This is a genomic window from Granulicoccus phenolivorans DSM 17626 = NBRC 107789 = JCM 15570, from assembly GCF_000423085.1.
Taxonomy (GTDB): domain Bacteria; phylum Actinomycetota; class Actinomycetes; order Propionibacteriales; family Propionibacteriaceae; genus Granulicoccus; species Granulicoccus phenolivorans.
Window position 1 is genome coordinate 23,891 of the sequence record NZ_AUHH01000010.1, and the last position, 18,942, is coordinate 42,832.

An 18,942-nucleotide genomic window follows, 5' to 3' on the forward strand; every position below is an offset into this window, starting at 1 on the left:
CCTCACCGACCTTGCTGCGCGACCGCCTCGGTGGCTTCCATCTCGGCGACGAAGTCCCGTTTGCTGGCCTGCCAATCGTTCTCGGTCATCCCGATCCGCCAGTACCCGGAGATGTGCACGTGGTCCTTGGCGACCCCGTGATCCACGAACAGGAATCGGCGCAGATCCTTGATCATCTCGGCGACCCCGTGCACGAACCAGCGCACATCGCCGTCGGGCACCCCGGCCGCCCGCACCGCCTCGACCAGGGCATGTCCGGGCAGCCCGTCGCGATGCACCCAGGTGATGTCCGCCCCCGCGGGCAGACCGCCCTCGGCGTCCGGACCGGAGACCTCCACGAAGACCTTGGCCGGCCGGTCCCCCAGCGCGTCCAGGGCCGCACCGATCGCCGGCATCGCCGCCTCGTCGCCGACCAGCACGTGCAGGTCCGCGGCCGGATCCGGCGACCAGGCACCGCCGGGCCCCAGGAAGCCGATCGAGTCACCGGCCCGGGCGTTCTTCGCCCAGGCCCCGGCCAGGCCGGTGTCCCCGTGCACGACGAAGTCGACCTCCATCGTCTGGGCAGCGCGGTCCAGCGAGCGGATCGTGTAGGTCCGGGTCACCGGCCACAGCGCCCGATCGAACTGTTCCCGGATCTGCTCGGGGTCGAACGGCCAGGCGTACGGCGCCCCGGCCGGCGGGAACAGCAGTTTGATGTAGCTGTCGGTGAACTCCGGTTCCAGCGACCCCACATCGGCTCCACCGAAGGTCACCCGGAGCAGATCCGGAGTCACCCACCGGGTCGCGATCACCTGGGCCGAGCGAGCCGTCCGCTTGTTCGCCACGCGTACTCCTTGCGTTGAAAGGGCCCGATCACCGAGCCTTGGTAAGGACATCCTAATCAGCTATCGGACGGCGTCGAATCCGGCCGATCGAGCCCTTGCCAGCCGCACCCCCGCGCGCAAGGATCGAAGCATCGTTCCCACCCAGGAGGATCCATGGCCAGCAAACTCAACCCATACCTGACGTTCAACGGCAACTGCGCCGAAGCGATGCAGTTCTACGCCTCGGTGCTCGGTGGCACCGCCCAGATCATGTCCTTCCGCGACTCCGGCATGGACGCCGACGGCGTGATGCACGCCTCGCTGGAGACCCCCGACGGCTACTCCCTGTTTGCCTCCGACTTCATCGAGGGCATGGGCGACTCGCTGCAGGTCGGCAACAACATTCAGGTGAGCATCTCCGGCGACGACGCCAAGCTCGCCGACTACTTCACCGCACTCGGCGAGGGCGGCCAGGTTCTGGTCCCGCTGGCGAAGCAGCAGTGGGGCGCGGAGTACGGGCAACTGCAGGACAAGTACGGCATCCGCTGGCACGTCAACATCGGCGGCTGACGCCCCCGCATTCCGGCAGGGTCGACTCACTCCGGCAGGGTCGGCGGCGGATCGATCACCCCGTAGTGCAGGGGAAAGATCCCCGCGGCCCGGTCGGCCACCCAGAACTCGAGGGTGGTGCGCACGGTGCGGAAGGCGAGTTCGTCCCACGGAATCCCATCGGCGTGGAACAACTGGCACTCCAGGGTCTCCACCCCGGGATCGAGCTCGATGTCGCGCAGCGTGGCCAACCAGAACAGATGCACCTGCTCGACGTGGACCACATCCAGCACCGAATACAGCGCCCCCAGATCAATGTGTGCGCCGGCCTCCTCGGTGGTCTCCCGGATCGCACCGTCCGAACTGCTCTCCCCCGCCTCGAGGAAGCCGGCCGGCAACGTCCAGTAACCGTGCCGCGGCTCGATCGCCCGGCGACACAACAGCACCTGGTCGCCCTGCCAGACCGGGATCGTGCCGACCACGTTGATCGGATTCACGTAATCGATGAAGCCACAGTTCGGGCACACCGCGCGGGTTCGGTCCTCCAGCGGCGGTACGCGGCGCTGCATCGGGGTGCCGCAGTTGCGGCAGAACTTGGCTTCGGGCTTCGGCATGGGCCAACTGTAGAGGCTGCCCCTGACCCGCGCGCGGCGGCGAACCGGATGTCGGTCCCCGGCCATTCGGTCCCCAGCCATGAGGACAGAATCTGTCCGGCCAGCCGCCTACGCTGAACTCAGCATCAGCCCCGGCTCCCCTGGAGGACGACATGACCACGCTCGAAAGCACCGACCTGATCGAGGCACTGGATCGCCACCGCAACTTCCTGCTGTTCACCGCCGGCGATCTCACCGACGAGCAGGCCCGGACCACGAGCACCGTCAGCGTCCTGACCATCGCGAGCCTGCTCAAGCATGTCGCCGACACCGAGGAACAGTGGTTCGCCTTCGCCGATCGGGGGCAGGAGGCCTTCGGCGGCGCCGGGCGGGCCGGGGCCAATGTCGAGTGGGAGGACACCCGGTTCGTGCTCGGGCCGCAGGACACCCTGGCGCATCTGATCGGCCGGGTCCGGGAGGTCGGGGCGGCCTCCGCCGAGTTCCTGCGCGGCGCGGATCTCGACGCCACCCATCCGCTGCCCGCGGCCCCGTGGTTCGAGCCGGGCGCGGCCTGGTCGGTACGCCGGGTGGCGCTGCATGTCCTTGCCGAGATCAGTCAGCACGCCGGCCATGCCGACATCATTCGGGAGGCCATCGACGGCCAGCACACCATGTGACACCCCGGGCGTCCCGGGCCCGGGTCAGCCGGGGAACACCGTTCCCCGCAGCAGCGTGGCGTGATCGCGCAAGCGACCGCCGGGCCCGTCCAGCAGGGCCATCGCCGCCACCTGATCGTCGACACTGCGCGCGGCACGCCCGGCCGCCCGGGTCAACCGGGCTCCCAGGGCCCGGGCCACGTCGGCCAATTCCAGCCAGGTTCCGGTCGGCAGAATCAGCTCCCGCAACGCGGGCAGCCCGAGCAGCACCTCGGGATGTCGCAGCCGGGCCCGGTCGGCGTCCAACACCGCCAGCGCGGACGCATCAGCCAGTTCCGCGCAGTCGATCTCGGCGTTGGTGATGTGCAGTTCGCGTACGCCCCGGGGCCCGGCGTCGGTCAGCCCGGTCACCTCCTGGCCATGCACCGAGGTGAACCGGCCCCGGATCCGCCGCAGATCGATGGTCGGCCACTGGAACAGGTCCAGCTCATCGGTCCCGTCCGCGGCGGGATCGGGCGTCGCGCGCAGGATCCTGGTCCAGCCGACCTGGACGTCGATGCGCCGCCCGACCGCGACCAGCACGGCCCATTCGCCGTCCGGGGTGAACGAACAACTCAGCGAAATGGTCCGCTGCGGGAAGGCCGCCTCGAGCGCGCCCCCGAACTGCTGCCGGGTCTCCTCGAGTTCCTGACTGCGCCGCGGTTCCCGGGGAAATGGGACCCGGCGGCGCCGCAGACCCCACCCGTAGCATCCTTCGTGATGACGGACATCGGTGAGGGCCCAGGCCGCCGACGCGTACGCCTGGGCGGCCACCTGGACGGCGTCATCGAGCACGGTCTGGGCCATGCCACTCAGGTGCCGCAGTAGGTGACGAAGGACGCGTCGGTCCCGCGCGCCAGATCCTCCAGCCCGGGGCGGGCGGTGCAGGGATCGGTGACCGCCCCGAGCAGGCGCTGCAGTTCGCCGAGGTCGCCCTCCTCGGCGGCCAGCAGGGCCAGTTGCAGGACGTGGTTGCGCGGGATGTACATCGGATTGACCGTATCCATCGCGGTCACGTCGGGGCCCTGGGCCGCCCAGCGGGCGGCCCAGGCCTCGAAGGGCGCCGGATCCGCGAACGCCTCGGCCGCGGTGCCGGCGGCCAGGGCACGGAAGAACCCGGTCCAGTCGACGGAGTCGCGGGTCAGCAGTTCCAGCAGTTCCGGCTGCAGTTCGGCGTCCGGCTCGCCCAGCCCGAGCTTGCGCGCCAGGCCGGTATCGAAGGCTCGGTGGTAGTCGGCGGCGAAGCCGGTGAGCACCTCGGTGGCAATCTCCACCGCACGGTTGCTGTCGGGGTCGAGCAGCGGCAGCAGCGTCTCGGCGAACCGGGCGAGGTTCCACTGCGCGATGGCCGGCTGGTTCCCGTACGCGTAGCGGCCCTGCCGATCGATCGAGCTGAACACCGTCGCGGGGTGGTAGCCGTCCAGATAGGCGCAGGGCCCGAAGTCGATCGACTCGCCCGAGATCGTCATGTTGTCGGTGTTCATCACGCCGTGGATGAAGCCGATCAGCATCCACTGCGCGACCAGGTCCGCCTGGGCGCGGGAGACCTCGGTGAGCAGGGCCCGGGCCGGTTCGAGGTCGTCGGCGCGCTCGGGGTAGTGCCGCCGCAGCGCGTAGTCGGTCAGGGCGCGGACCTTCTCGGTGCCGAGCTGGGCGGCGTACTGGAAGGTCCCCACCCGCAGGTGGCTCGCGGCGACCCGGCACAGCACCGCGCCCGGTTGCAGATAGTCCCGGTGCACACCGGCGCCGGTGGTGACCACGGCCAGCGCCCGGGTGGTCGGGATGCCGAGCGCGTGCATCGATTCCCCCACCACGTACTCCCGCAGCATCGGGCCGAGCACGGCGTACCCGTCCCCGCCGCGGGCGAAGGGCGTACGCCCCGACCCCTTCAGGTGCAGGTCGCGGCGGCGCCCGGCGGTGTCGCGGAGTTCGCCGAGCAGCAGGGCCCGCCCGTCGCCCAGTTGCGGCACGAAGGTGCCGAACTGGTGCCCCGCGTACGCCTGGGCCCAGGTCGGCGACCCCGCCGGCACCGTGCCGACCAGCATCGCCACCCCCTCCGGGCTGCGCAACCACTCCGGGTCGAGGCCCAGCTCGGCCGCCAGCGGCTCGTTGATGAGCACCGGCCGCGGATCGGGGAAGGACGCGGCCTGCCACGGCACCGACAACTCCGGCACCGCCTCGGCATAGGTGTATTCGAAGCTGACCATGTGTTCTCCTGCGGACTGACCTCCAGCCTAGCCAACCGGGCCGACAGTCGGCGGCTCACTGCAGCGTGCGCAGGTAGGCCAGAGCCGGTTCGGTGAACGGTGCCGAGCGGTGGGTCTGATTGCTCACCTGGACCACCGTGGTCTCGGCGGTGCCGACCAGGGTGCCGTTCTGGAAGAGGCCCTGGACCAGGCCGATCGAGGAGTTGCCGATCCGGTTGATCCGGGTTCCGATCCAGACCTCGCCGGGATAGGTCACCTCCGCCAGATAGGACAGGCTGACCGAGGCGAGCACGAACTCCATGTCATCCCCGGGTACGCCCTGCTCGCGCGCGAACAGCATCTCCACCCGCCCGGTCTCCAGGAACGTCGCGAAGACCGCGTTGTTCACATGGCCCTGCCGGTCGGTATCGCCGTACCGCAGCTTGTCGAACGTGCGGTGCGGGAAATCCTCCAGGGTCGGAGTCGGTTCTGCCTCGGCCATCAGCTCTCCTCGAGTCGGCGATGGGCCAAGTCTGGCACCTGCCGACCGGGATAGGTTGGGTCGGTACCCGCGACAGGAGAACCATGGTCACCCCGAGTGAGAATCCTCTCCACCTGAAGAACCTGATCACCCTGGGGCCGGCGAAGACGGATCTGTGGGTGTCGGTGCGTTGTGCGCTGGGGATCTTCCTGCCGCTGTTCGGACTGATCCTGGCCAACCGGCTGGATCTCGCGGTGTTCGCGGTGTTCGCCGCGTTCACCAATGTCTACGGCCGGGTGCCCGGCCACGTCGACCGGCTGCTCACCCAGCTGAAGGTCGGTGGGACGTTCTGGGTGACCATGCTGGCGGGCTATCTCTCCTCGCGCTACCTGATCGATCACAGTTCGCCGACCTGGCTGTGGACGGTGACCGGACTGACCGCGATCGTCAGTGGTGTGGCCACCGCCTGGGCGGGGTACACCCGGATCCGGCCCGGCGGGTCGCTGTTCCACATCTTCGCCTTCGCCGCGATCGCGTCGAGTCCGGCCACCGCGCCCCTGGGCGACGGGATGTTCGTGGCCTCGGCCACGATCGGGCTGGCCCTGGTGCTGGGCCAGTTGGGTCGACTCAGTCCGTCGCGGCGTACGCCCTGGACGGTGACCGCACCCCGGCCGCTGTCCCCCGGGGAGCGCAGCGACGTGGCGGTCTCGGTGCTGATGCATGTCCTGGCGGTGTTGGTCAGCGGGGCGGTGTCGACGCTGCTGTCCTCGGTGCTGCACATCGGGCACACCTACTGGGCCCTGGTCGCGGCGGTGGTTCCGTTGGCCGGTCACACCACCCGGCACGGCATCGCCCGCGGCGTACACCGGATTCTCGGGACGTTCAGCGGGCTCTGCGTGCTGGCCCTGATCATGCTGTGGCACCCGCCGCTGTGGGTGATCGTGCTGGTGATCGGCCTGTGTCAGTTCATGACCGAACTGGTGGTCAACCGGAACTACTTCTTCGCCCAGACGTTCGTGACCCCGCTGGCCCTGCTCGGCAGCACGATCGGGCACCCGTTGACGACCCAGACGATGATCGACCGGCTGGTGGAGACGATCATCGGCTGCGGGGTCGGGATGATCGGGGTCGTGGTCCTGTCCACGGTGCTCGGGGCCCGGCGCCGGCGCCGGCTCGCGCAGGATCCCGATGCCCCCGATGACGATCCCGACGATCTGGCGGCGCCGAAGCCGGACAGCTGAACCGGCTCAGCCCGCACTTGCGAGCACGTCACCGGCCCCGGCGAGCGCTTTCGCTCGTCGGGGCCGGGACACGGCACAGCAGGTTCGTCGCGGTGGTGGTCAGGCGTGGAAGCCGGTGTCGGAGGGAGTGTCGTCGGTCCGCTCGACCTCGAGGGTCAGCTTGGCCAGGACGCCCCCGACGGCGGCGATGATCGCGACCGGGGTGGCCCACAGCAGGGTGGCAACCCCGCCGGCGACACCGAAGGTCAGCGGAAAGGCCATGATCTGGTTGCCCTTGGCGTTGCGGATCACGACTCGCTTGGCACTGGCATCGCGGAACAGCTCCTTGAGCTTGTGCACGATCTGGCCGCCGGTCGTCTCGATCTTCTCGGTATAGCTGCGCTGGTTGCTCATGTCTCAAGGCTAGGCGCCCGGCGGGCCCGCGACCTCGGAGGTCTCCCCGAGTTCGACCCTGAGGGCTACTTGGCCATCCCGTAGAGGTGGTCGACGCTCAGCTTCAGCACTCGCCGATGTTCGTCGGCCATTGCTCGGCGGTACTCGTCCCAGTCCGGGTGATCCTTGCCGGCGATGGTGCGGTACAGGTCGACCAGTTCGTCGCTGCCGGCGTCCCCGGGCACCTCGGTCACCGGCGACAGGGTCACCGCGCCGTCGGCGACGGCGTACTCCCAGTCGCTGGCGCCGCGCACATGCATCACCGCACGCGGATCGCGGATGACGTTGCGGGTCTTGGCCCGATTATCGGTGACCGAGACCCGGATCAGATTCGTTTCGGGGTCGTAGTGGTACATGACCGTCGACAGCTGGGGTCGCCCGTCCTTGCGGATGGTCGCCAGGACGCCGATCTTGTGCTTGCGCAGAACGTCGCGAAGGGCTTCGGGGTTGGGTGCCATGGTGCGACGCTACCGCCTGGGCCAGACTGGGGGCCATGGCCAATCAGCGCACCGCGGTCGAGGTCGACGGTTTCCGGGTCGAGGTGACCAACCTGGACAAGGTGATGTATCCCGCGACCGGGCTCACCAAGGGGGACGTGATCGCCTACTACCAGGCGGTCGCGCCGGTGCTGATCCCGCATGCGCGCAACCGGCCGGTGACCCGGAAACGGTGGGTGCACGGGGTCGGGACGCCGGAACACCCCGGGCAGGTCTTCTTCCACAAGAACGTGGAGGCCAAGCACGCGCCGGCGTTCGTCGAGCTGCGCGAGATCGTCCACCGCGAGGGCACCAACCTGTACCCGCTGGCGAACAACACCGCCACCCTGGTCTGGCTGGCCCAGCTCGCGGCCCTGGAACTGCACACCCCGCAGTGGCGCTTCGCCGAGACCGTCGACGCCGACCGGCACGCCGATCAGCTCCCCCCGGATCGGCTGGTCCTCGACCTCGACCCCGGTGAGGGGGCCGGCCTGCCCGAATGTGTCCGGGTGGCGCTGCTGATCAAGGAGGTGCTGGACGGGATGGACCTGGTCTCGGTGCCGGTCACCAGCGGGTCGAAGGGCATTCACGTGTACGCCGGGATGGACGGCGGGCTCACCACCGAGCAGACCTCCGACATCGCCCGGCAACTGGCGCAACTGCTCGAGCAGCAACATCCGGACCTGGTCGTCTCCGCCATGCGCAAGGATCTGCGGGGCGGCAAGGTGTTCCTCGACTGGTCGCAGAACAACCAGAACAAGACCACCGTGGCCCCCTACTCGCTGCGCGGCCGGCAGCACCCGACCGTGGCCGCACCCCGGTCCTGGGACGAGATCGATGCCGACCTGCGCCAGCTCGAGTTCGATGAGGTGCTCGAGCGGATCGCCACCCACGGCGACCTGCTCGCCCCATTGCTGCCGGACTGAGCCGCCCGTCGGTCACCTCAGTGCCGGCGCAGGAACACCACGCTGTCCAGCAGTTCCCCCGATTGCCCCTGCGGACCGACGGCCTCGCGGGGGCGTACCTCCACGATCAGGCGGTCCCAGCCGTCACCGCCGACGGCCGCGACATCTCCCTCGGGGGTCGGGAAGTCCATGTGGTTGCTGTGCTCGGCGCCCATCCACGGCGGGGCGGCGGCGTGCGCCACGATCAGCAGGTGCCCGCCCGGCGCGACGAACGTCCCCGCGCGGTGCAGCACCTCCTCCCGGGGAAACTCCACCGGGGACTGCAGGAAGAACATGGTGACCAGGTCGAAGCGCTCCTCGGTCGTCCAGGTGCTCAGGTCAGCGCTGTGCAGCCGAATCTGTCGGGGGTCGATACCCAGCCGCGTCGCCGCCGCCAGACCGCGGGCGACCGCGGTCCCGGACAGATCGATCCCGGTGACCTGCCAGCCCCGCTGGGCCAACCAGACCGCGTCCCCACCTTCCCCGCAGCCCAGATCCAGCGCGGTCCCCGGCGTCAGTTCGTCGGCGAGGTCGGCCAGGACCGGATTCACCCGCCCGGACCAGATCCGATCGCTCTCGGCATAGCGGGCCTCCCAGAACCCACTGGGTGACAGGTCGCCGTCGGCGCCCGCGTTCGTGGTGTCTCCATTGCTCATGGGCCCATCCTGCCGGTGCCTAGACTGGGCCGCATGTCCGCCCCCACCGGTTGGCCGCGCGCGGCCACGCCGAGGACACGCTCGAGTCCGTCCGAGCCCGACCTGAGGAGAGTCCGATGAGCAGAGCCCGCCATCCGCAGGCAGCCAACCCGTTCGCCTTCACCGGATTCGGGCCGGATCTGGCCGCCTTCTACCGGGGCCTGGCGGCGGACAACTCCAAGGCGTACTGGGCCGCGCACAAGGCCGACTACGACACTCAGGTGCGCGGACCGCTGGAACTGCTGCTGGGCGAACTGGCCGACGAATTCGGTGAGGCCAAGGTGTTCCGGCCCAACCGCGATATCCGGTTCTCCGCGGACAAGTCCCCGTACAAGACCTCGCAGGGCGCCTATATCGGACGAGCCCCGGCGACCGGTTACTACCTGGAGGCCTCCGCCGAGGGCGTTCGGATCGGTGGCGGCGTTTACCACACCCAGGGCAAGGAGTTGGCCGCGCTGCGGGCCGCGATCGATGACCGGGTCCGTGGGGAGAAGCTGGAGCGGCTGGTTGCCGAACTCGGTGCGGAGGACTGGCTGCTCGGTGGCGAGACCCTGAAGACGGCCCCGCGCGGCTACGCCCAGGATCACCCCCGGATCGCCCTGCTGCGGCACAAGTCCCTGACGCTGACCCGCCCGGTCGAGGGAGATCTGACCGATCCGACGAACGTCCGCCGCCAGGTCCAGGAGGGCTGGCGGGACGTACGCCCGGTGGTCAGTTGGCTGGTCGACACCTTCGCCGCCTGAATCCCGGCGCCGCGGCGGGGCCAGTAGGTTGCTGTCATGGCGTACTCCCCCATCCTGACCACCCTCGGCTACGTCGTGCGCGATGACACGGTGCTGATGTGCCATCGCATCGCCCGCGGGTACGACGAGCAGTACGGCAAGTGGAACGGGCTCGGCGGCAAGCTGGAGGCCGATGAGGACGCCGCGGCCGGGATGATCCGCGAGCTGGCCGAGGAGGCCGACATCGTCCCGACCGCGATGACTCTGCGCGGCACGCTCAACTGGCCCGGCTTCTCCGGACCCGACGGGCACGTGTTCGGCTTCGTGTTCCTGGTGACCGCGTTCACCGGGGAGCCACCCGCGCGCAACGAGGAGGGCGATCTGGTCTGGGTGCCCCGGGCCGACCTGATGAACCTGGACATGTGGGAGGGCGACCGCTACTTCCTGCCGCTGCTGTTCGACGACGACCCGCGGATGTTCCACGCGGTCATCCCGTACGCCGACGGCCGGCCGACCGGAGCCACGATCACCCGGCTGTGACCCGGATCGGGACGAAGCTGACCGACGATCGGGTGACCCGCTCCGCGGACGACCGGCTGAGCCGTCTTGGCCGCCCGGCTAGGCTCGGCACGACTCTGCCGACACCCCAGCGAAGAAGGACCCCATGACCTCCCTGCACGATTTCTCCGCCACCCGCCTCGACGGCTCCGAGCAGTCCCTCGGCGACTACAAGGGCAAGGTCGCCCTGGTCGTCAACACCGCCAGCGCCTGCGGCCTGACCCCGCACTACGAAGGCCTCCAGGAGCTCTACGACACCTACGCCGACCGCGGCCTGGTGGTGCTGGGGTTCCCGTGCAACCAGTTCGGCGCCCAGGAACCGGGCACGGCCGAGGAGATCGGCGCCTTCTGCCAGCAGAACTACGGCGTGAGCTTCCCGATGTTCGCGAAGGTCGATGTCAACGGCGATGACGCCCACCCGGTCTTCGCCTGGCTGCGCAGTCAGCGCGCCGAGGGGGTCGGCGAGGCCCCGGAGCGGTTCGCGGCGCATCTGGCCAAGCAGCCGCGGGGCGAGAACGGCGACTGGCTGGAATGGAACTTCACCAAGTTCCTGGTCGGCAAGGATGGCCAGGTCATCGAGCGCTACCTGCCGACGGTGACCCCGCAGGAGCTGAAGGCACCGATCGAGCAGGCGCTCGCCGACTGAGCCCAACCCGGCACCGGCCGACCAGCCCTTGGCTGGTCGGCCGTTCTGCGTCTACTCCCGGGTAGGGATGAGTGCTTCATAAGGAAAACTCGGCAATACAGAGGAATCCGTTCAGGATTCTCATTTCTGTGTGTCGCCTGTGCCTTCGTGGTCACCTCAGGTTCACCTTCGGTCGATGGGCTCGAGGCAGTCCGCACTTCCTACCCCGAAAGGGACGCAGACACATGTCCGAAATCACGACCACCCCCTTCGGCCGCCGCGGCCTGCTGGCCGGCGCCGGCGTCGCTGCCGGTGTGGCCCTGAGCCCGTTCGCCGCCCTGGCCGCCAACACCGCCCATGCCGCCCCCGGCCAGAGCTCCGGGAACCGCTTCTCCTACGGCGATCTCGCCCCGGTCAAGGACCGGACCACCGGCCTGGAACTGCTCCTGCTGCCCAAGGGCTTCGAGTACATCAGCTACGGCTGGACCGGCGACCTGATGGCCGACGGTGTGGTGACCCCCAGCAGCCACGACGGCATGGCCACCTTCCGCGCCGAGTCGGCCAAGAAGAACGGCAAGCCCGCCAACAACAACGGGCGCGGCAACGACGACCTGGTCACGATGGTCCGCAACCACGAGCGCGGCGCCGGCGCTGCCTTCACCAGCCCGAACTACGACCCGCAGGCCGGCGGTGGCACCACCACCCTGACCTTCGACTCGGTCAACGGCAAGTGGCTCGACGCCACCTCCAGCCTGGGCGGCACGATCCGCAACTGCGCCGGCGGCCCGACCCCGTGGGGCACCTGGCTGTCCTGTGAGGAAACCACCCTGATCCAGGGCAGCTACCGGCACGGCTACGTCTTCGAGGTGCCCGGCGACGGCTCCCACGCCACCGCCGAGCCGATCAGGGCGATGGGCCGCTTCAGCCACGAGGCCGTCTGCGTCGACCCGAAGACCGGCATCATCTACCAGACCGAGGACACCGGCAGCTCGCTGATCTACCGCTACCTCCCGACCGAGCAGGGCAACCCCGCTGCCGGCGGCAAGCTGCAGGCGATGAAGGTCGACGCCGGCGACGCCCATGCCACCCGCGACGACGTCACCGGGACCCAGTACAAGGTCTCCTGGATCGACATCGACAACCCCGATCCCGGCGCCACCGAGACCAGCACCGCGGTGCAGGGCCGGAACAAGGGTGCGGCCCTGATCAGCCGTGGCGAGGGTGCCTGGTGGGGCAACGACCGGGCGTACTTCGTGTCCACCAACGGCGGCCCGGCCCGTCTCGGCCAGGTCTTCGAGTACGACCCGAAGAAGGAGACCATGGTCGTGCTGTATGCCTCGCCCAACGCGGCGACCCTGGACGCCCCGGACAACGTCACCGTTTCCCCCCGGGGCGGCCTGGTGCTGTGCGAGGACGGCGGCGGCGAGCAGTACCTGCGTGGGCTGACCACCGACGGCCGGATCTTCGACTTCGCCAAGAACAACGTGGACCTGCGCCAGGGCACCGCCGGCAAGAACGTCAGCGCCCGCGACTACCGCGGGTACGAGTGGTGCGGCGCCACCTTCGGCGGACGCAAGGACGAGTGGCTGTTCGTGAACATCCAGACCCCGGGCATCACCTTCGCCATCACCGGCCCGTGGCAGGACGGCGCGCTCTGAGCAGCCGCACGCCCCGTCGCTGAGGTCCCGACCCCGACCTCGCTGACGCACGATGCCCCGGCCGGAATCCCGGCCGGGGCATCTGCGTACGCCCGGGTCCGCCGGACTCAGTGCGTCCCGGACTCAGTGCGTCCCGGATTCAGTGCTTCTCGGCCAGCACCAGCCGGGCCGCGCCACCGCTGTCGCGCTCACCCTTGTCCGAGCGCGCCGGCTCGCGGAACACGAACCAGCGCATCATGCAGTACATCCACAGCGCCTCGCACAGGCCGGCCAGCACCCGGGCCACCAGATAGTTCACCCCGAGCGCCACCAGGCCACTGCCGACGCCCAGGATGAAGGCCAGATAGTTGACCGCCACCACCAGGACGTAGCGGGCACCCGAGCGTCCCATCGGCGCGTGCGAGCGGAAGTTGAACCAGCGGTTGAGCAGGAAGGCCAAGGTGAAGGCCGTGCCGTAGCTGATGGTGATCGCCACCGGGTTCGGCAGGCCGATCACCCGGTAGAACAGGGTCAGCAGGCCCAGGTCGACGCTGAAGGTGAACAGGTTCAGCATGCAGAAGCCGATGAACGTCTCGGGGATCCAGCGGTGCAGCCGCAGGGGGAGATGGCGCCACAGGAAGTTCCGTGCGGTCAGGAACCAGCGCACGCTGCGCCGATCCGACGGCTTCTGCGGCGCTTGGCCCGATGACTGCTCCATGGGGCGAGACTATAAGTGTTACCGGATCGACACCATCCGACTCCGGTCTTTGCTTCGTAATCCTTCTCCGTCGGCTGTCCCGAGCCACGGATTCCGGGCGGGAATACCCCGCCCACGGCAGACGTTTCCTCAACGGATTGGGGCGCCGGATGGTGCGCCCGTTTGGTTCTGGAGGAGATTCCATGCTTGACCCGGTTCAGCTCTTCGCGTTCGAAGATCATGTCGACCAGCGGACCGTTCGCGCCGACACGCTCGTGGTGACCCTCGGCTCTTTTTCGGACGCCGGTGCGGCCCAGCGGATCATCAACACCCATCTGATCGACACCCTGCCGAGCCACCTGCTCGGTCACTTCGACACCGATCAGTTGCTGGACTACCGCGCCCAGCGGCCGATGATCGACTTCGACCACGATCACTTCCAGAATTACCAGCGCCCCGAGATTCGGCTGCACCGGGTCGAGGACTCCGACGGCCGCTCCTTCCTGCTGCTGTCCGGTCCCGAGCCCTCGCTGCAGTGGGAGCGGATGGCCGCCTCGGTGGAGTACTTGATCGACAAGTTCGATATCACCCACACCTACCTGCTCAGCTCGGTACCCTCCCCCACGCCGCACACCCGTAACCCGTACGTCGCCTACTACGCCGGCGATCCGCAGGCCCTGACCAAGCGGCAGCCGATCCCCGGTGTCTTCCGGTTCAGTGCCTCCTTCACCGCCCTGTTGGCCGTACGCCTGCACGAGGCGGGCCGCGCGATCACCGGGCTGTCGGCCCACATCCCGCACTATGTCGCCGAGGGTGAGTACCCCCAGGCGGCCCTCGCCCTGCTCACCGAGCTCGGCGAAGCCAGCGGCCTGAAGGTCCCCACCCGCGAACTGGCCGTCGCGTCGGGCATCGTCCGGGCGCAGCTCGGGGTTCAGTTCGAGGCCGACGAGGACGCCATGGCGAAGCTGCACGGTCTGGAGGAGCAGTTCGACGCCTGGATGAACCAGGCCGCGCTGCCCTCACCGGAGGACCTTCCCGATGCCGAGGAGCTCGGCGCCGAGATCGAGGACTACCTGCGTACGCTCGACCAGGAATGAGGCCACCCCCGGGCGGTTCGCGAAATGGGCCGCCCGGCAGGTGACTGTTTAGTAGTCTTCGCCGTGCACTGCGGCGCGTTCGGCCGCGGGCACGTACGCCGCCCCGCGGCCCCGAGCCAAGGATTTCGGATGAAGACTCTCCTCAAAGTAGCCGCAGCCGCTACCACCGTGCTGATGCTGGGCGCCTGTTCCGGCCAGTCCGGGCAGTCCGGCCAGGCCGGCGCCGACAAGAAGCAGTATTCGATCGGCATCGCCCAGATCGTGTCGCACCCGTCGTTGGACGCGCTGCGGACCGAGACCGTGGCGGCGCTCGCCGAGGACGGCTTCGTCGAGGGGCAGAACCTCAAGATCGAGACCGCCAATGCCCAGGGCGACCAGTCCACCCTCTCGGCCACCGCGAATGCGTGGAAGGCCCAGCAGATGGACGCCGTGGTCGCGATCGCGACGCCGACCGCCCAGGCCATGGTTCAGGCGATGCCGCCGAACCGGCCGATCATCTTCACCGGCGTCACCGACCCGGTCAAGGCCCAGCTGGTGGACTCCTGGGAGAAGCCCGGCAAGAACGTCACCGGCCTGTCCGACATCAACCCGATCGACAAGCAGCTCGGCCTGATCAAGCAGGTCAAGCCGACGGCCAAGAAGGTCGGCATCGTCTACTCCTCGGCCGAGGCGAACTCCGAGATCCAGGTGGACCTGGCCAAGACGGAGGCCGCCAAGCAGGGCCTCACCATCGAGACCGCGACGATCACCAACTCCTCGGAGGTCCAGCAGGCCGCCCAGTCGTTGAACGTCGACGCCTTCTTCGTTCCGACCGACAACACCGTGGTCTCGGCGTTCGAGTCGATGGTCCAGGTCGCCGAACAGAAGAAGATCCCGCTGATCTCGGCCGACCCCGATTCTGTCGAGCGCGGCGCGGTCGGCGCCTGGGCCGTGGACTACCACGCGATGGGCAAGCAGACCGGCCACCTGGTCGCCAAGATCCTGCGTGGCCAGAAGCCGGCCGACACCCCGGTGGAGACCGGCGAGGCGACCCTGACGATCAATACCGCCGCCGCGCAGCGGATGGGCGTGACCATCCCCGAGGACGTCACCAAGTCCGCCGGCAAGACTGTGAACAAGTAACCCGATGCTCAGTTGGTTGCCGGGCTTCGAAGGTTTCATCACCTTCGAGGCCAACACGGTCAGCGCCCTGGAGCTCGGACTCATCTTCGGGGTCATGGCGCTGGGGGTGTATCTCACCTTCCGGATCCTCGACTTCCCCGACCTGACCGTCGATGGTTCGTTCACCACCGGCGGGGCGGTCGCGGGCATCCTGATCGTGCACGGAGTGAATCCGTGGGTCGCGACCCTGCTGGCGCTGGTCGCCGGTCTGGCGGCCGGAACGATCACCGGCCTGCTGCACACGGTCGGCAAGATCAATCCGCTGCTGGCCGGCATTCTGACCCAGATCGCGCTGTATTCGATCAACCTGCGGATCATGGGCAAGGCCAACCTGCCCATGCTCCGGGAGGTGACGATCTTCGACCCGATGCGGAATCTGGGCCTGCTCGGCACGTGGGCCTCGGTCCTGGTGCTGGCGGTCGTGGCCGCGCTGTTCACCGCCCTCATCGTGTGGCTGCTGGGCACCAACTTCGGCCTGGCCCTGCGCGCCACCGGTGACAACGAACCGATGGCCCGCAGCCAGGGCGTGGCGACCAACCGGATGAAGGTGATCGGTCTGGCCCTGTCGAACGGGCTGGTCGCCGTGTGCGGTGCGACCATGGCGCAGTACCAGGGGTTCGCCGACATCGGCATGGGCATCGGCCTGATCGTGGCCGGACTGGCCTCGGTCATCCTGGGCCAGGCCCTGCTGGGCCGGCGCTCGGTGGTGATCGCGGCCACCGCCGTGGTGGTCGGTTCGGTCGTCTACCGGGCCGTCCTGCAGGCCGCCCTGTCGCTGGAGATCCCGGTGATCAACTTCAAGTTCGAGGCCAACGACATGAAGCTGATCTCGGCGGTGCTGGTGATCCTGGCGCTGCTGCTGCCGCGCTGGACCCCGATCCGTCGGATGCGGTCGCGCCGCCGGGAGAAGCGCGAGGAACAGGCCCAGGCCGCGCTGCGCGCCGAGGAAGAGGGAAGGCTGTCCCGTGCTGGAGCTCACTGACATCAGCAAGGTCTTCTTCCCGCACACGGTGAACGAGCGACGGGCCCTGGACGGGGTCTCGGTACGCCTGGCCAGTGGCGACTTCGCCACCGTGATCGGCTCCAACGGGGCGGGCAAGTCGACGCTGCTCAACGTGGTCGCCGGCCGCTACACCCCGGAGAAGGGCACCGTGGCGATCGATGATCACGACGTGACCGCGATGGCCGAGCACCGTCGGGCCGCCATGGTCTCCCGGGTGTTCCAGGACCCGATGGCCGGTACCGCCCCGCACCTGACGATCGAGGAGAACCTGGCCATCGCGTACCAGCGCGGCCGCTCGCACGGATTGGGTCGAGGCATCACCCGTGCCAAGCGGGAGTTCTTCCGGACCGAACTCACCACCCTGGAACTCGGTCTGGAGAATCGGCTCGGGGCCAAGGTCGGGATGTTGTCGGGTGGGCAGCGGCAGGCGCTGAGCCTGTTGATGGCCACCTTCGTCGAGCCGCGCGTACTGCTGCTGGACGAACACACCGCAGCGTTGGACCCGACCCGCTCGGCGCTGATCTCGCGGCTCACCGCCGAGGCGGTGGAACGGCATCGGCTGACCACACTGATGGTCACTCACAACATGCAGCAGGCCCTCGACCTGGGCAACCGGCTGCTGGTGATGCACGAGGGCAACATCGTGCTGGAGGTCGACGCTGCCGCCAAGCAGGCGATGACCGCCGATCAGTTGCTCGATCAGTTCCGCCGGGCGACCGGTGGCGAGGTGAGCGACCGGACCCTCTTGACCGAGTGAACCTTGGCCGAGTGACCCGCAGGGCGGGGCTGACCCGATGATCCGCCGGTTCACGCATCGTGCATGACCGAAGCTTCAGGAGGTCCCCCGCCCCGACGCCGGTGGCGGTTCGGGAGACGGCATCAGCCTAACCCGCGAACACCTGCCCTGCACATTACGGGCAGGCGCTTTTGCCATCAATTCACCCAGCGGTCACCGGCGGGATACTGACCCGGTTGTCATTCTCGGCCAATCGGGCTCGGCCGACCGGACCGAGCGGGCGTCCCTCGCTGGGCTGGACCACCACGAAGCCGGGTCCGGGTGCCCCGTGCGTCAGGACATCCGCTCCAGGATCATCGCCATACCTTGGCCGCCGCCCACGCACATGGTGATCAGTCCCGTGGTCTTGTCGTGCCAGTCCAGTGAGTTGAGCATCGTGTTCTGCAGGCGAGCGCCCGTCATTCCGAACGGGTGTCCGACGGCGATCGCTCCACCGTTGACGTTGAGCTTGTCGATGTCGATGTTCAGGTCGGACGCCGACGGCAGCACCTGCGCGGCGAATGCTTCGTTGATCTCGACCAGGTCGATGTCGTCGATCGTCATTCCGGCATAGCGCAGCGCATTGCGGGTTGCCTCGACCGGCCCCAGCCCCATGATCTCCGGAGAGAGCCCGGAGACCCCGGTGGACACGACCCGGGCCAGGGGCGTCAACCCGAGCTGAGCCGCCTTGTGGTCCGACATGATCACGACGGCCGCCGCACCGTCGTTCAGCGGGCAGCAGTTGGCTGCGGTGACCACCCCATCGGGGCGGAAGACCGGGTCGAGGTCTTTGACTCCGTCATAGGTGACGCCGGCACGCGGGCCGTCGTCGGCGGTGACCACGGTACCGTCGGGGGTGGTGACGGGTGTTATCTCGCGGGCCCAGAATCCGTCGGCGATCGCCTTCTCAGCGAGGTTCTGAGAGCGCACCCCGAACAGGTCAGCGTCCTCGCGGGTGACGCCGCGCATCCTGGCGACGTTCTCGGCCGTCTGCCCCATCGCAATGTAGACGTCCGGCATCACTCCGTCGGAGCGAGGATCGCGCCAGTCAGCGGTGGTCACCCCGTCCCCTTTCGCAGCTGCGGCCGAGCGGGCCACCGCCTCGTCGAAGCGTGGGTTGCGCGTGTTGGGGATGTGGTCGGAGGTCCCGAACTGGAACCGTGACACCATTTCCACCCCGCCAGAGATGAACACGTCCCCTTCGCCGGCTTTGATTGCGTGGAACGCCATCCGGCTCGACTGCAGCGAAGACGCGCAGTAGCGCGTGACCGTCGTGCCCGGCATCTCATACCCCATCAGGGTCGTGACCACGCGCGCCATGTTGTTACCGGCCTCCCCACCGGGCAAGCCACAACCGAGGATGAAGTCGTCCGCATCGGCCGGATCCAGGCCGGGGACTTTGTCCAGGGCCGCCTGCGTGATGAATGCGGCCAAGTCATCGGGCCGAAAATCCTTGAGCGACCCCTTCTTCGCTCGACCGATCGGTGTACGAGCCGCGGCAACGATTACTGCTTCAGGCATGTGGGTCTATTCCTCAGTTCCGATGAGTGGATTCGGTGCGTGTTCGAGTGA

General features: G+C 68.6%; 22 protein-coding genes. 12 read left to right on the top strand and 10 right to left on the bottom strand.

Annotated features, from left to right (window positions below; translation table 11 throughout):
• Positions 1-2 precede the first annotated feature (2 nt).
• Positions 3-824, bottom strand: a complete 822-nt coding sequence (locus tag G531_RS0105155) for a siderophore-interacting protein (protein WP_026926427.1) — start codon at positions 822-824, stop codon at positions 3-5.
• Between the two features lie 153 nt (positions 825-977).
• Between G531_RS0105155 and G531_RS0105160 the strand changes: the two genes are divergently transcribed.
• Positions 978-1,373, top strand: coding sequence for a VOC family protein (locus G531_RS0105160; RefSeq protein WP_026926428.1), 396 nt, complete (start codon positions 978-980; stop codon positions 1,371-1,373).
• A gap of 26 nt (positions 1,374-1,399) precedes the next feature.
• Here the strand turns inward: G531_RS0105160 and G531_RS0105165 are convergent, their stop codons facing one another.
• The gene (locus tag G531_RS0105165) at positions 1,400-1,966 is read right to left on the bottom strand and encodes an NUDIX hydrolase (protein ID WP_026926429.1); all 567 of its coding nucleotides are present in this window, start codon (positions 1,964-1,966) and stop codon (positions 1,400-1,402) included.
• Between the two features lie 152 nt (positions 1,967-2,118).
• Here G531_RS0105165 and G531_RS0105170 point away from each other — a divergent pair, with 152 nt between their 5' ends.
• On the top strand, positions 2,119-2,622 hold the full coding sequence (locus G531_RS0105170) for a DinB family protein (protein ID WP_026926430.1): 504 nt from the start codon (positions 2,119-2,121) through the stop codon (positions 2,620-2,622).
• Between the two features lie 24 nt (positions 2,623-2,646).
• Here G531_RS0105170 and G531_RS0105175 read toward each other — a convergent pair whose 3' ends face one another.
• Genes G531_RS0105175 through G531_RS0105185 form a run of 3 tightly spaced genes read right to left on the bottom strand, consistent with a single transcriptional unit; the run spans position 2,647 to position 5,328 of the window.
• Positions 2,647-3,447 (bottom strand): hypothetical protein, encoded by an 801-nt coding sequence (locus G531_RS0105175; protein ID WP_026926431.1) that lies wholly within the window; start codon positions 3,445-3,447, stop codon positions 2,647-2,649.
• A gap of 5 nt (positions 3,448-3,452) precedes the next feature.
• On the bottom strand, positions 3,453-4,847 hold the full coding sequence (locus G531_RS20595) for a protein adenylyltransferase SelO (protein WP_035757629.1): 1,395 nt from the start codon (positions 4,845-4,847) through the stop codon (positions 3,453-3,455).
• 55 nt (positions 4,848-4,902) lie between these two features.
• Positions 4,903-5,328, bottom strand: a complete 426-nt coding sequence (locus G531_RS0105185) for an acyl-CoA thioesterase (RefSeq protein WP_026926432.1) — start codon at positions 5,326-5,328, stop codon at positions 4,903-4,905.
• Between the two features lie 83 nt (positions 5,329-5,411).
• On the opposite strand from G531_RS0105185, the gene G531_RS20600 reads away from it, so the two are divergent.
• Positions 5,412-6,548: an FUSC family protein gene (locus tag G531_RS20600; RefSeq protein WP_051215078.1), complete on the top strand. Its 1,137-nt coding sequence runs from the start codon at positions 5,412-5,414 to the stop codon at positions 6,546-6,548.
• 99 nt (positions 6,549-6,647) lie between these two features.
• Here the strand turns inward: G531_RS20600 and G531_RS0105195 are convergent, their stop codons facing one another.
• Complete coding sequence (locus G531_RS0105195; protein ID WP_026926433.1) at positions 6,648-6,941, bottom strand: DUF4342 domain-containing protein; 294 nt, start codon at positions 6,939-6,941, stop codon at positions 6,648-6,650.
• Between the two features lie 65 nt (positions 6,942-7,006).
• Positions 7,007-7,438: a PPOX class F420-dependent oxidoreductase gene (locus tag G531_RS0105200; protein WP_026926434.1), complete on the bottom strand. Its 432-nt coding sequence runs from the start codon at positions 7,436-7,438 to the stop codon at positions 7,007-7,009.
• A 35-nt stretch (positions 7,439-7,473) separates the two neighbouring features.
• On the opposite strand from G531_RS0105200, the gene ligD reads away from it, so the two are divergent.
• A complete protein-coding gene (gene ligD / locus G531_RS20605; RefSeq protein WP_051215079.1) occupies positions 7,474-8,382 on the top strand; it encodes a non-homologous end-joining DNA ligase in 909 nt (302 codons plus the stop codon).
• Positions 8,383-8,399: 17 nt separating this feature from the next.
• Here the strand turns inward: ligD and G531_RS0105210 are convergent, their stop codons facing one another.
• Positions 8,400-9,056: a class I SAM-dependent methyltransferase gene (locus G531_RS0105210; protein WP_026926511.1), complete on the bottom strand. Its 657-nt coding sequence runs from the start codon at positions 9,054-9,056 to the stop codon at positions 8,400-8,402.
• A gap of 116 nt (positions 9,057-9,172) precedes the next feature.
• Here G531_RS0105210 and G531_RS0105215 point away from each other — a divergent pair, with 116 nt between their 5' ends.
• The 4 genes from G531_RS0105215 to G531_RS0105230 all read left to right on the top strand — a co-directional run bounded on the left by G531_RS0105215 (position 9,173) and on the right by G531_RS0105230 (position 12,658).
• Entirely contained in the window at positions 9,173-9,838 is a 666-nt protein-coding gene (locus tag G531_RS0105215) for a DUF2461 domain-containing protein (RefSeq protein WP_051215080.1), read from the top strand.
• Between the two features lie 36 nt (positions 9,839-9,874).
• Positions 9,875-10,357: an NUDIX hydrolase gene (locus G531_RS0105220; RefSeq protein WP_026926436.1), complete on the top strand. Its 483-nt coding sequence runs from the start codon at positions 9,875-9,877 to the stop codon at positions 10,355-10,357.
• 124 nt (positions 10,358-10,481) lie between these two features.
• Positions 10,482-11,021: a glutathione peroxidase gene (locus G531_RS0105225; protein ID WP_026926437.1), complete on the top strand. Its 540-nt coding sequence runs from the start codon at positions 10,482-10,484 to the stop codon at positions 11,019-11,021.
• A gap of 224 nt (positions 11,022-11,245) precedes the next feature.
• Positions 11,246-12,658: an alkaline phosphatase PhoX gene (locus G531_RS0105230; protein ID WP_026926438.1), complete on the top strand. Its 1,413-nt coding sequence runs from the start codon at positions 11,246-11,248 to the stop codon at positions 12,656-12,658.
• A 139-nt stretch (positions 12,659-12,797) separates the two neighbouring features.
• Here G531_RS0105230 and G531_RS20610 read toward each other — a convergent pair whose 3' ends face one another.
• Complete coding sequence (locus G531_RS20610) at positions 12,798-13,355, bottom strand: GtrA family protein (RefSeq protein ID WP_081683837.1); 558 nt, start codon at positions 13,353-13,355, stop codon at positions 12,798-12,800.
• A 182-nt stretch (positions 13,356-13,537) separates the two neighbouring features.
• Here G531_RS20610 and G531_RS0105240 point away from each other — a divergent pair, with 182 nt between their 5' ends.
• The 4 genes from G531_RS0105240 to G531_RS0105255 all read left to right on the top strand — a co-directional run bounded on the left by G531_RS0105240 (position 13,538) and on the right by G531_RS0105255 (position 17,352).
• Positions 13,538-14,431 (top strand): PAC2 family protein, encoded by an 894-nt coding sequence (locus G531_RS0105240; protein ID WP_035757637.1) that lies wholly within the window; start codon positions 13,538-13,540, stop codon positions 14,429-14,431.
• A 129-nt stretch (positions 14,432-14,560) separates the two neighbouring features.
• Positions 14,561-15,553 (top strand): ABC transporter substrate-binding protein, encoded by a 993-nt coding sequence (locus tag G531_RS0105245; RefSeq protein ID WP_026926440.1) that lies wholly within the window; start codon positions 14,561-14,563, stop codon positions 15,551-15,553.
• A 4-nt stretch (positions 15,554-15,557) separates the two neighbouring features.
• Complete coding sequence (locus tag G531_RS0105250; RefSeq protein WP_051215082.1) at positions 15,558-16,574, top strand: ABC transporter permease; 1,017 nt, start codon at positions 15,558-15,560, stop codon at positions 16,572-16,574.
• Positions 16,558-17,352 carry an ABC transporter ATP-binding protein gene (locus tag G531_RS0105255; RefSeq protein ID WP_026926442.1) on the top strand — a complete coding sequence of 265 codons (795 nt, stop codon included), beginning with the start codon at positions 16,558-16,560 and terminating at the stop codon, positions 17,350-17,352. Before G531_RS0105250 ends, G531_RS0105255 begins: the two co-directional genes overlap by 17 nt.
• A gap of 312 nt (positions 17,353-17,664) precedes the next feature.
• On the opposite strand, the gene G531_RS0105260 is transcribed toward G531_RS0105255, so the two are convergent.
• Entirely contained in the window at positions 17,665-18,891 is a 1,227-nt protein-coding gene (locus G531_RS0105260) for an acetyl-CoA C-acetyltransferase (protein WP_026926443.1), read from the bottom strand.
• Between the last annotated feature and the right edge of the window lie 51 nt (positions 18,892-18,942).

Bases quoted from the DNA above. Each gene is read 5' to 3' on its own strand.
- G531_RS20595 (WP_035757629.1), bottom strand. From the start codon at position 4,847: ATGGTCAGCTTCGAATACACCTATGCCGAGGCGGTGCCGGAGTTGTCG.
- G531_RS0105210 (WP_026926511.1), bottom strand. From the start codon at position 9,056: ATGAGCAATGGAGACACCACGAACGCGGGCGCCGACGGCGACCTGTCA.
- G531_RS20610 (WP_081683837.1), bottom strand. From the start codon at position 13,355: ATGGAGCAGTCATCGGGCCAAGCGCCGCAGAAGCCGTCGGATCGGCGC.
- G531_RS0105215 (WP_051215080.1), top strand. From the start codon at position 9,173: ATGAGCAGAGCCCGCCATCCGCAGGCAGCCAACCCGTTCGCCTTCACC.
- G531_RS0105260 (WP_026926443.1), bottom strand. From the start codon at position 18,891: ATGCCTGAAGCAGTAATCGTTGCCGCGGCTCGTACACCGATCGGTCGA.
- ligD (WP_051215079.1), top strand. From the start codon at position 7,474: ATGGCCAATCAGCGCACCGCGGTCGAGGTCGACGGTTTCCGGGTCGAG.
- G531_RS0105185 (WP_026926432.1), bottom strand. From the start codon at position 5,328: ATGGCCGAGGCAGAACCGACTCCGACCCTGGAGGATTTCCCGCACCGC.
- G531_RS20600 (WP_051215078.1), top strand. From the start codon at position 5,412: ATGGTCACCCCGAGTGAGAATCCTCTCCACCTGAAGAACCTGATCACC.
- G531_RS0105170 (WP_026926430.1), top strand. From the start codon at position 2,119: ATGACCACGCTCGAAAGCACCGACCTGATCGAGGCACTGGATCGCCAC.
- G531_RS0105195 (WP_026926433.1), bottom strand. From the start codon at position 6,941: ATGAGCAACCAGCGCAGCTATACCGAGAAGATCGAGACGACCGGCGGC.
- G531_RS0105225 (WP_026926437.1), top strand. From the start codon at position 10,482: ATGACCTCCCTGCACGATTTCTCCGCCACCCGCCTCGACGGCTCCGAG.
- G531_RS0105165 (WP_026926429.1), bottom strand. From the start codon at position 1,966: ATGCCGAAGCCCGAAGCCAAGTTCTGCCGCAACTGCGGCACCCCGATG.
- G531_RS0105230 (WP_026926438.1), top strand. From the start codon at position 11,246: ATGTCCGAAATCACGACCACCCCCTTCGGCCGCCGCGGCCTGCTGGCC.
- G531_RS0105250 (WP_051215082.1), top strand. From the start codon at position 15,558: ATGCTCAGTTGGTTGCCGGGCTTCGAAGGTTTCATCACCTTCGAGGCC.
- G531_RS0105220 (WP_026926436.1), top strand. From the start codon at position 9,875: ATGGCGTACTCCCCCATCCTGACCACCCTCGGCTACGTCGTGCGCGAT.
- G531_RS0105240 (WP_035757637.1), top strand. From the start codon at position 13,538: ATGCTTGACCCGGTTCAGCTCTTCGCGTTCGAAGATCATGTCGACCAG.
- G531_RS0105160 (WP_026926428.1), top strand. From the start codon at position 978: ATGGCCAGCAAACTCAACCCATACCTGACGTTCAACGGCAACTGCGCC.
- G531_RS0105175 (WP_026926431.1), bottom strand. From the start codon at position 3,447: ATGGCCCAGACCGTGCTCGATGACGCCGTCCAGGTGGCCGCCCAGGCG.
- G531_RS0105245 (WP_026926440.1), top strand. From the start codon at position 14,561: ATGAAGACTCTCCTCAAAGTAGCCGCAGCCGCTACCACCGTGCTGATG.
- G531_RS0105200 (WP_026926434.1), bottom strand. From the start codon at position 7,438: ATGGCACCCAACCCCGAAGCCCTTCGCGACGTTCTGCGCAAGCACAAG.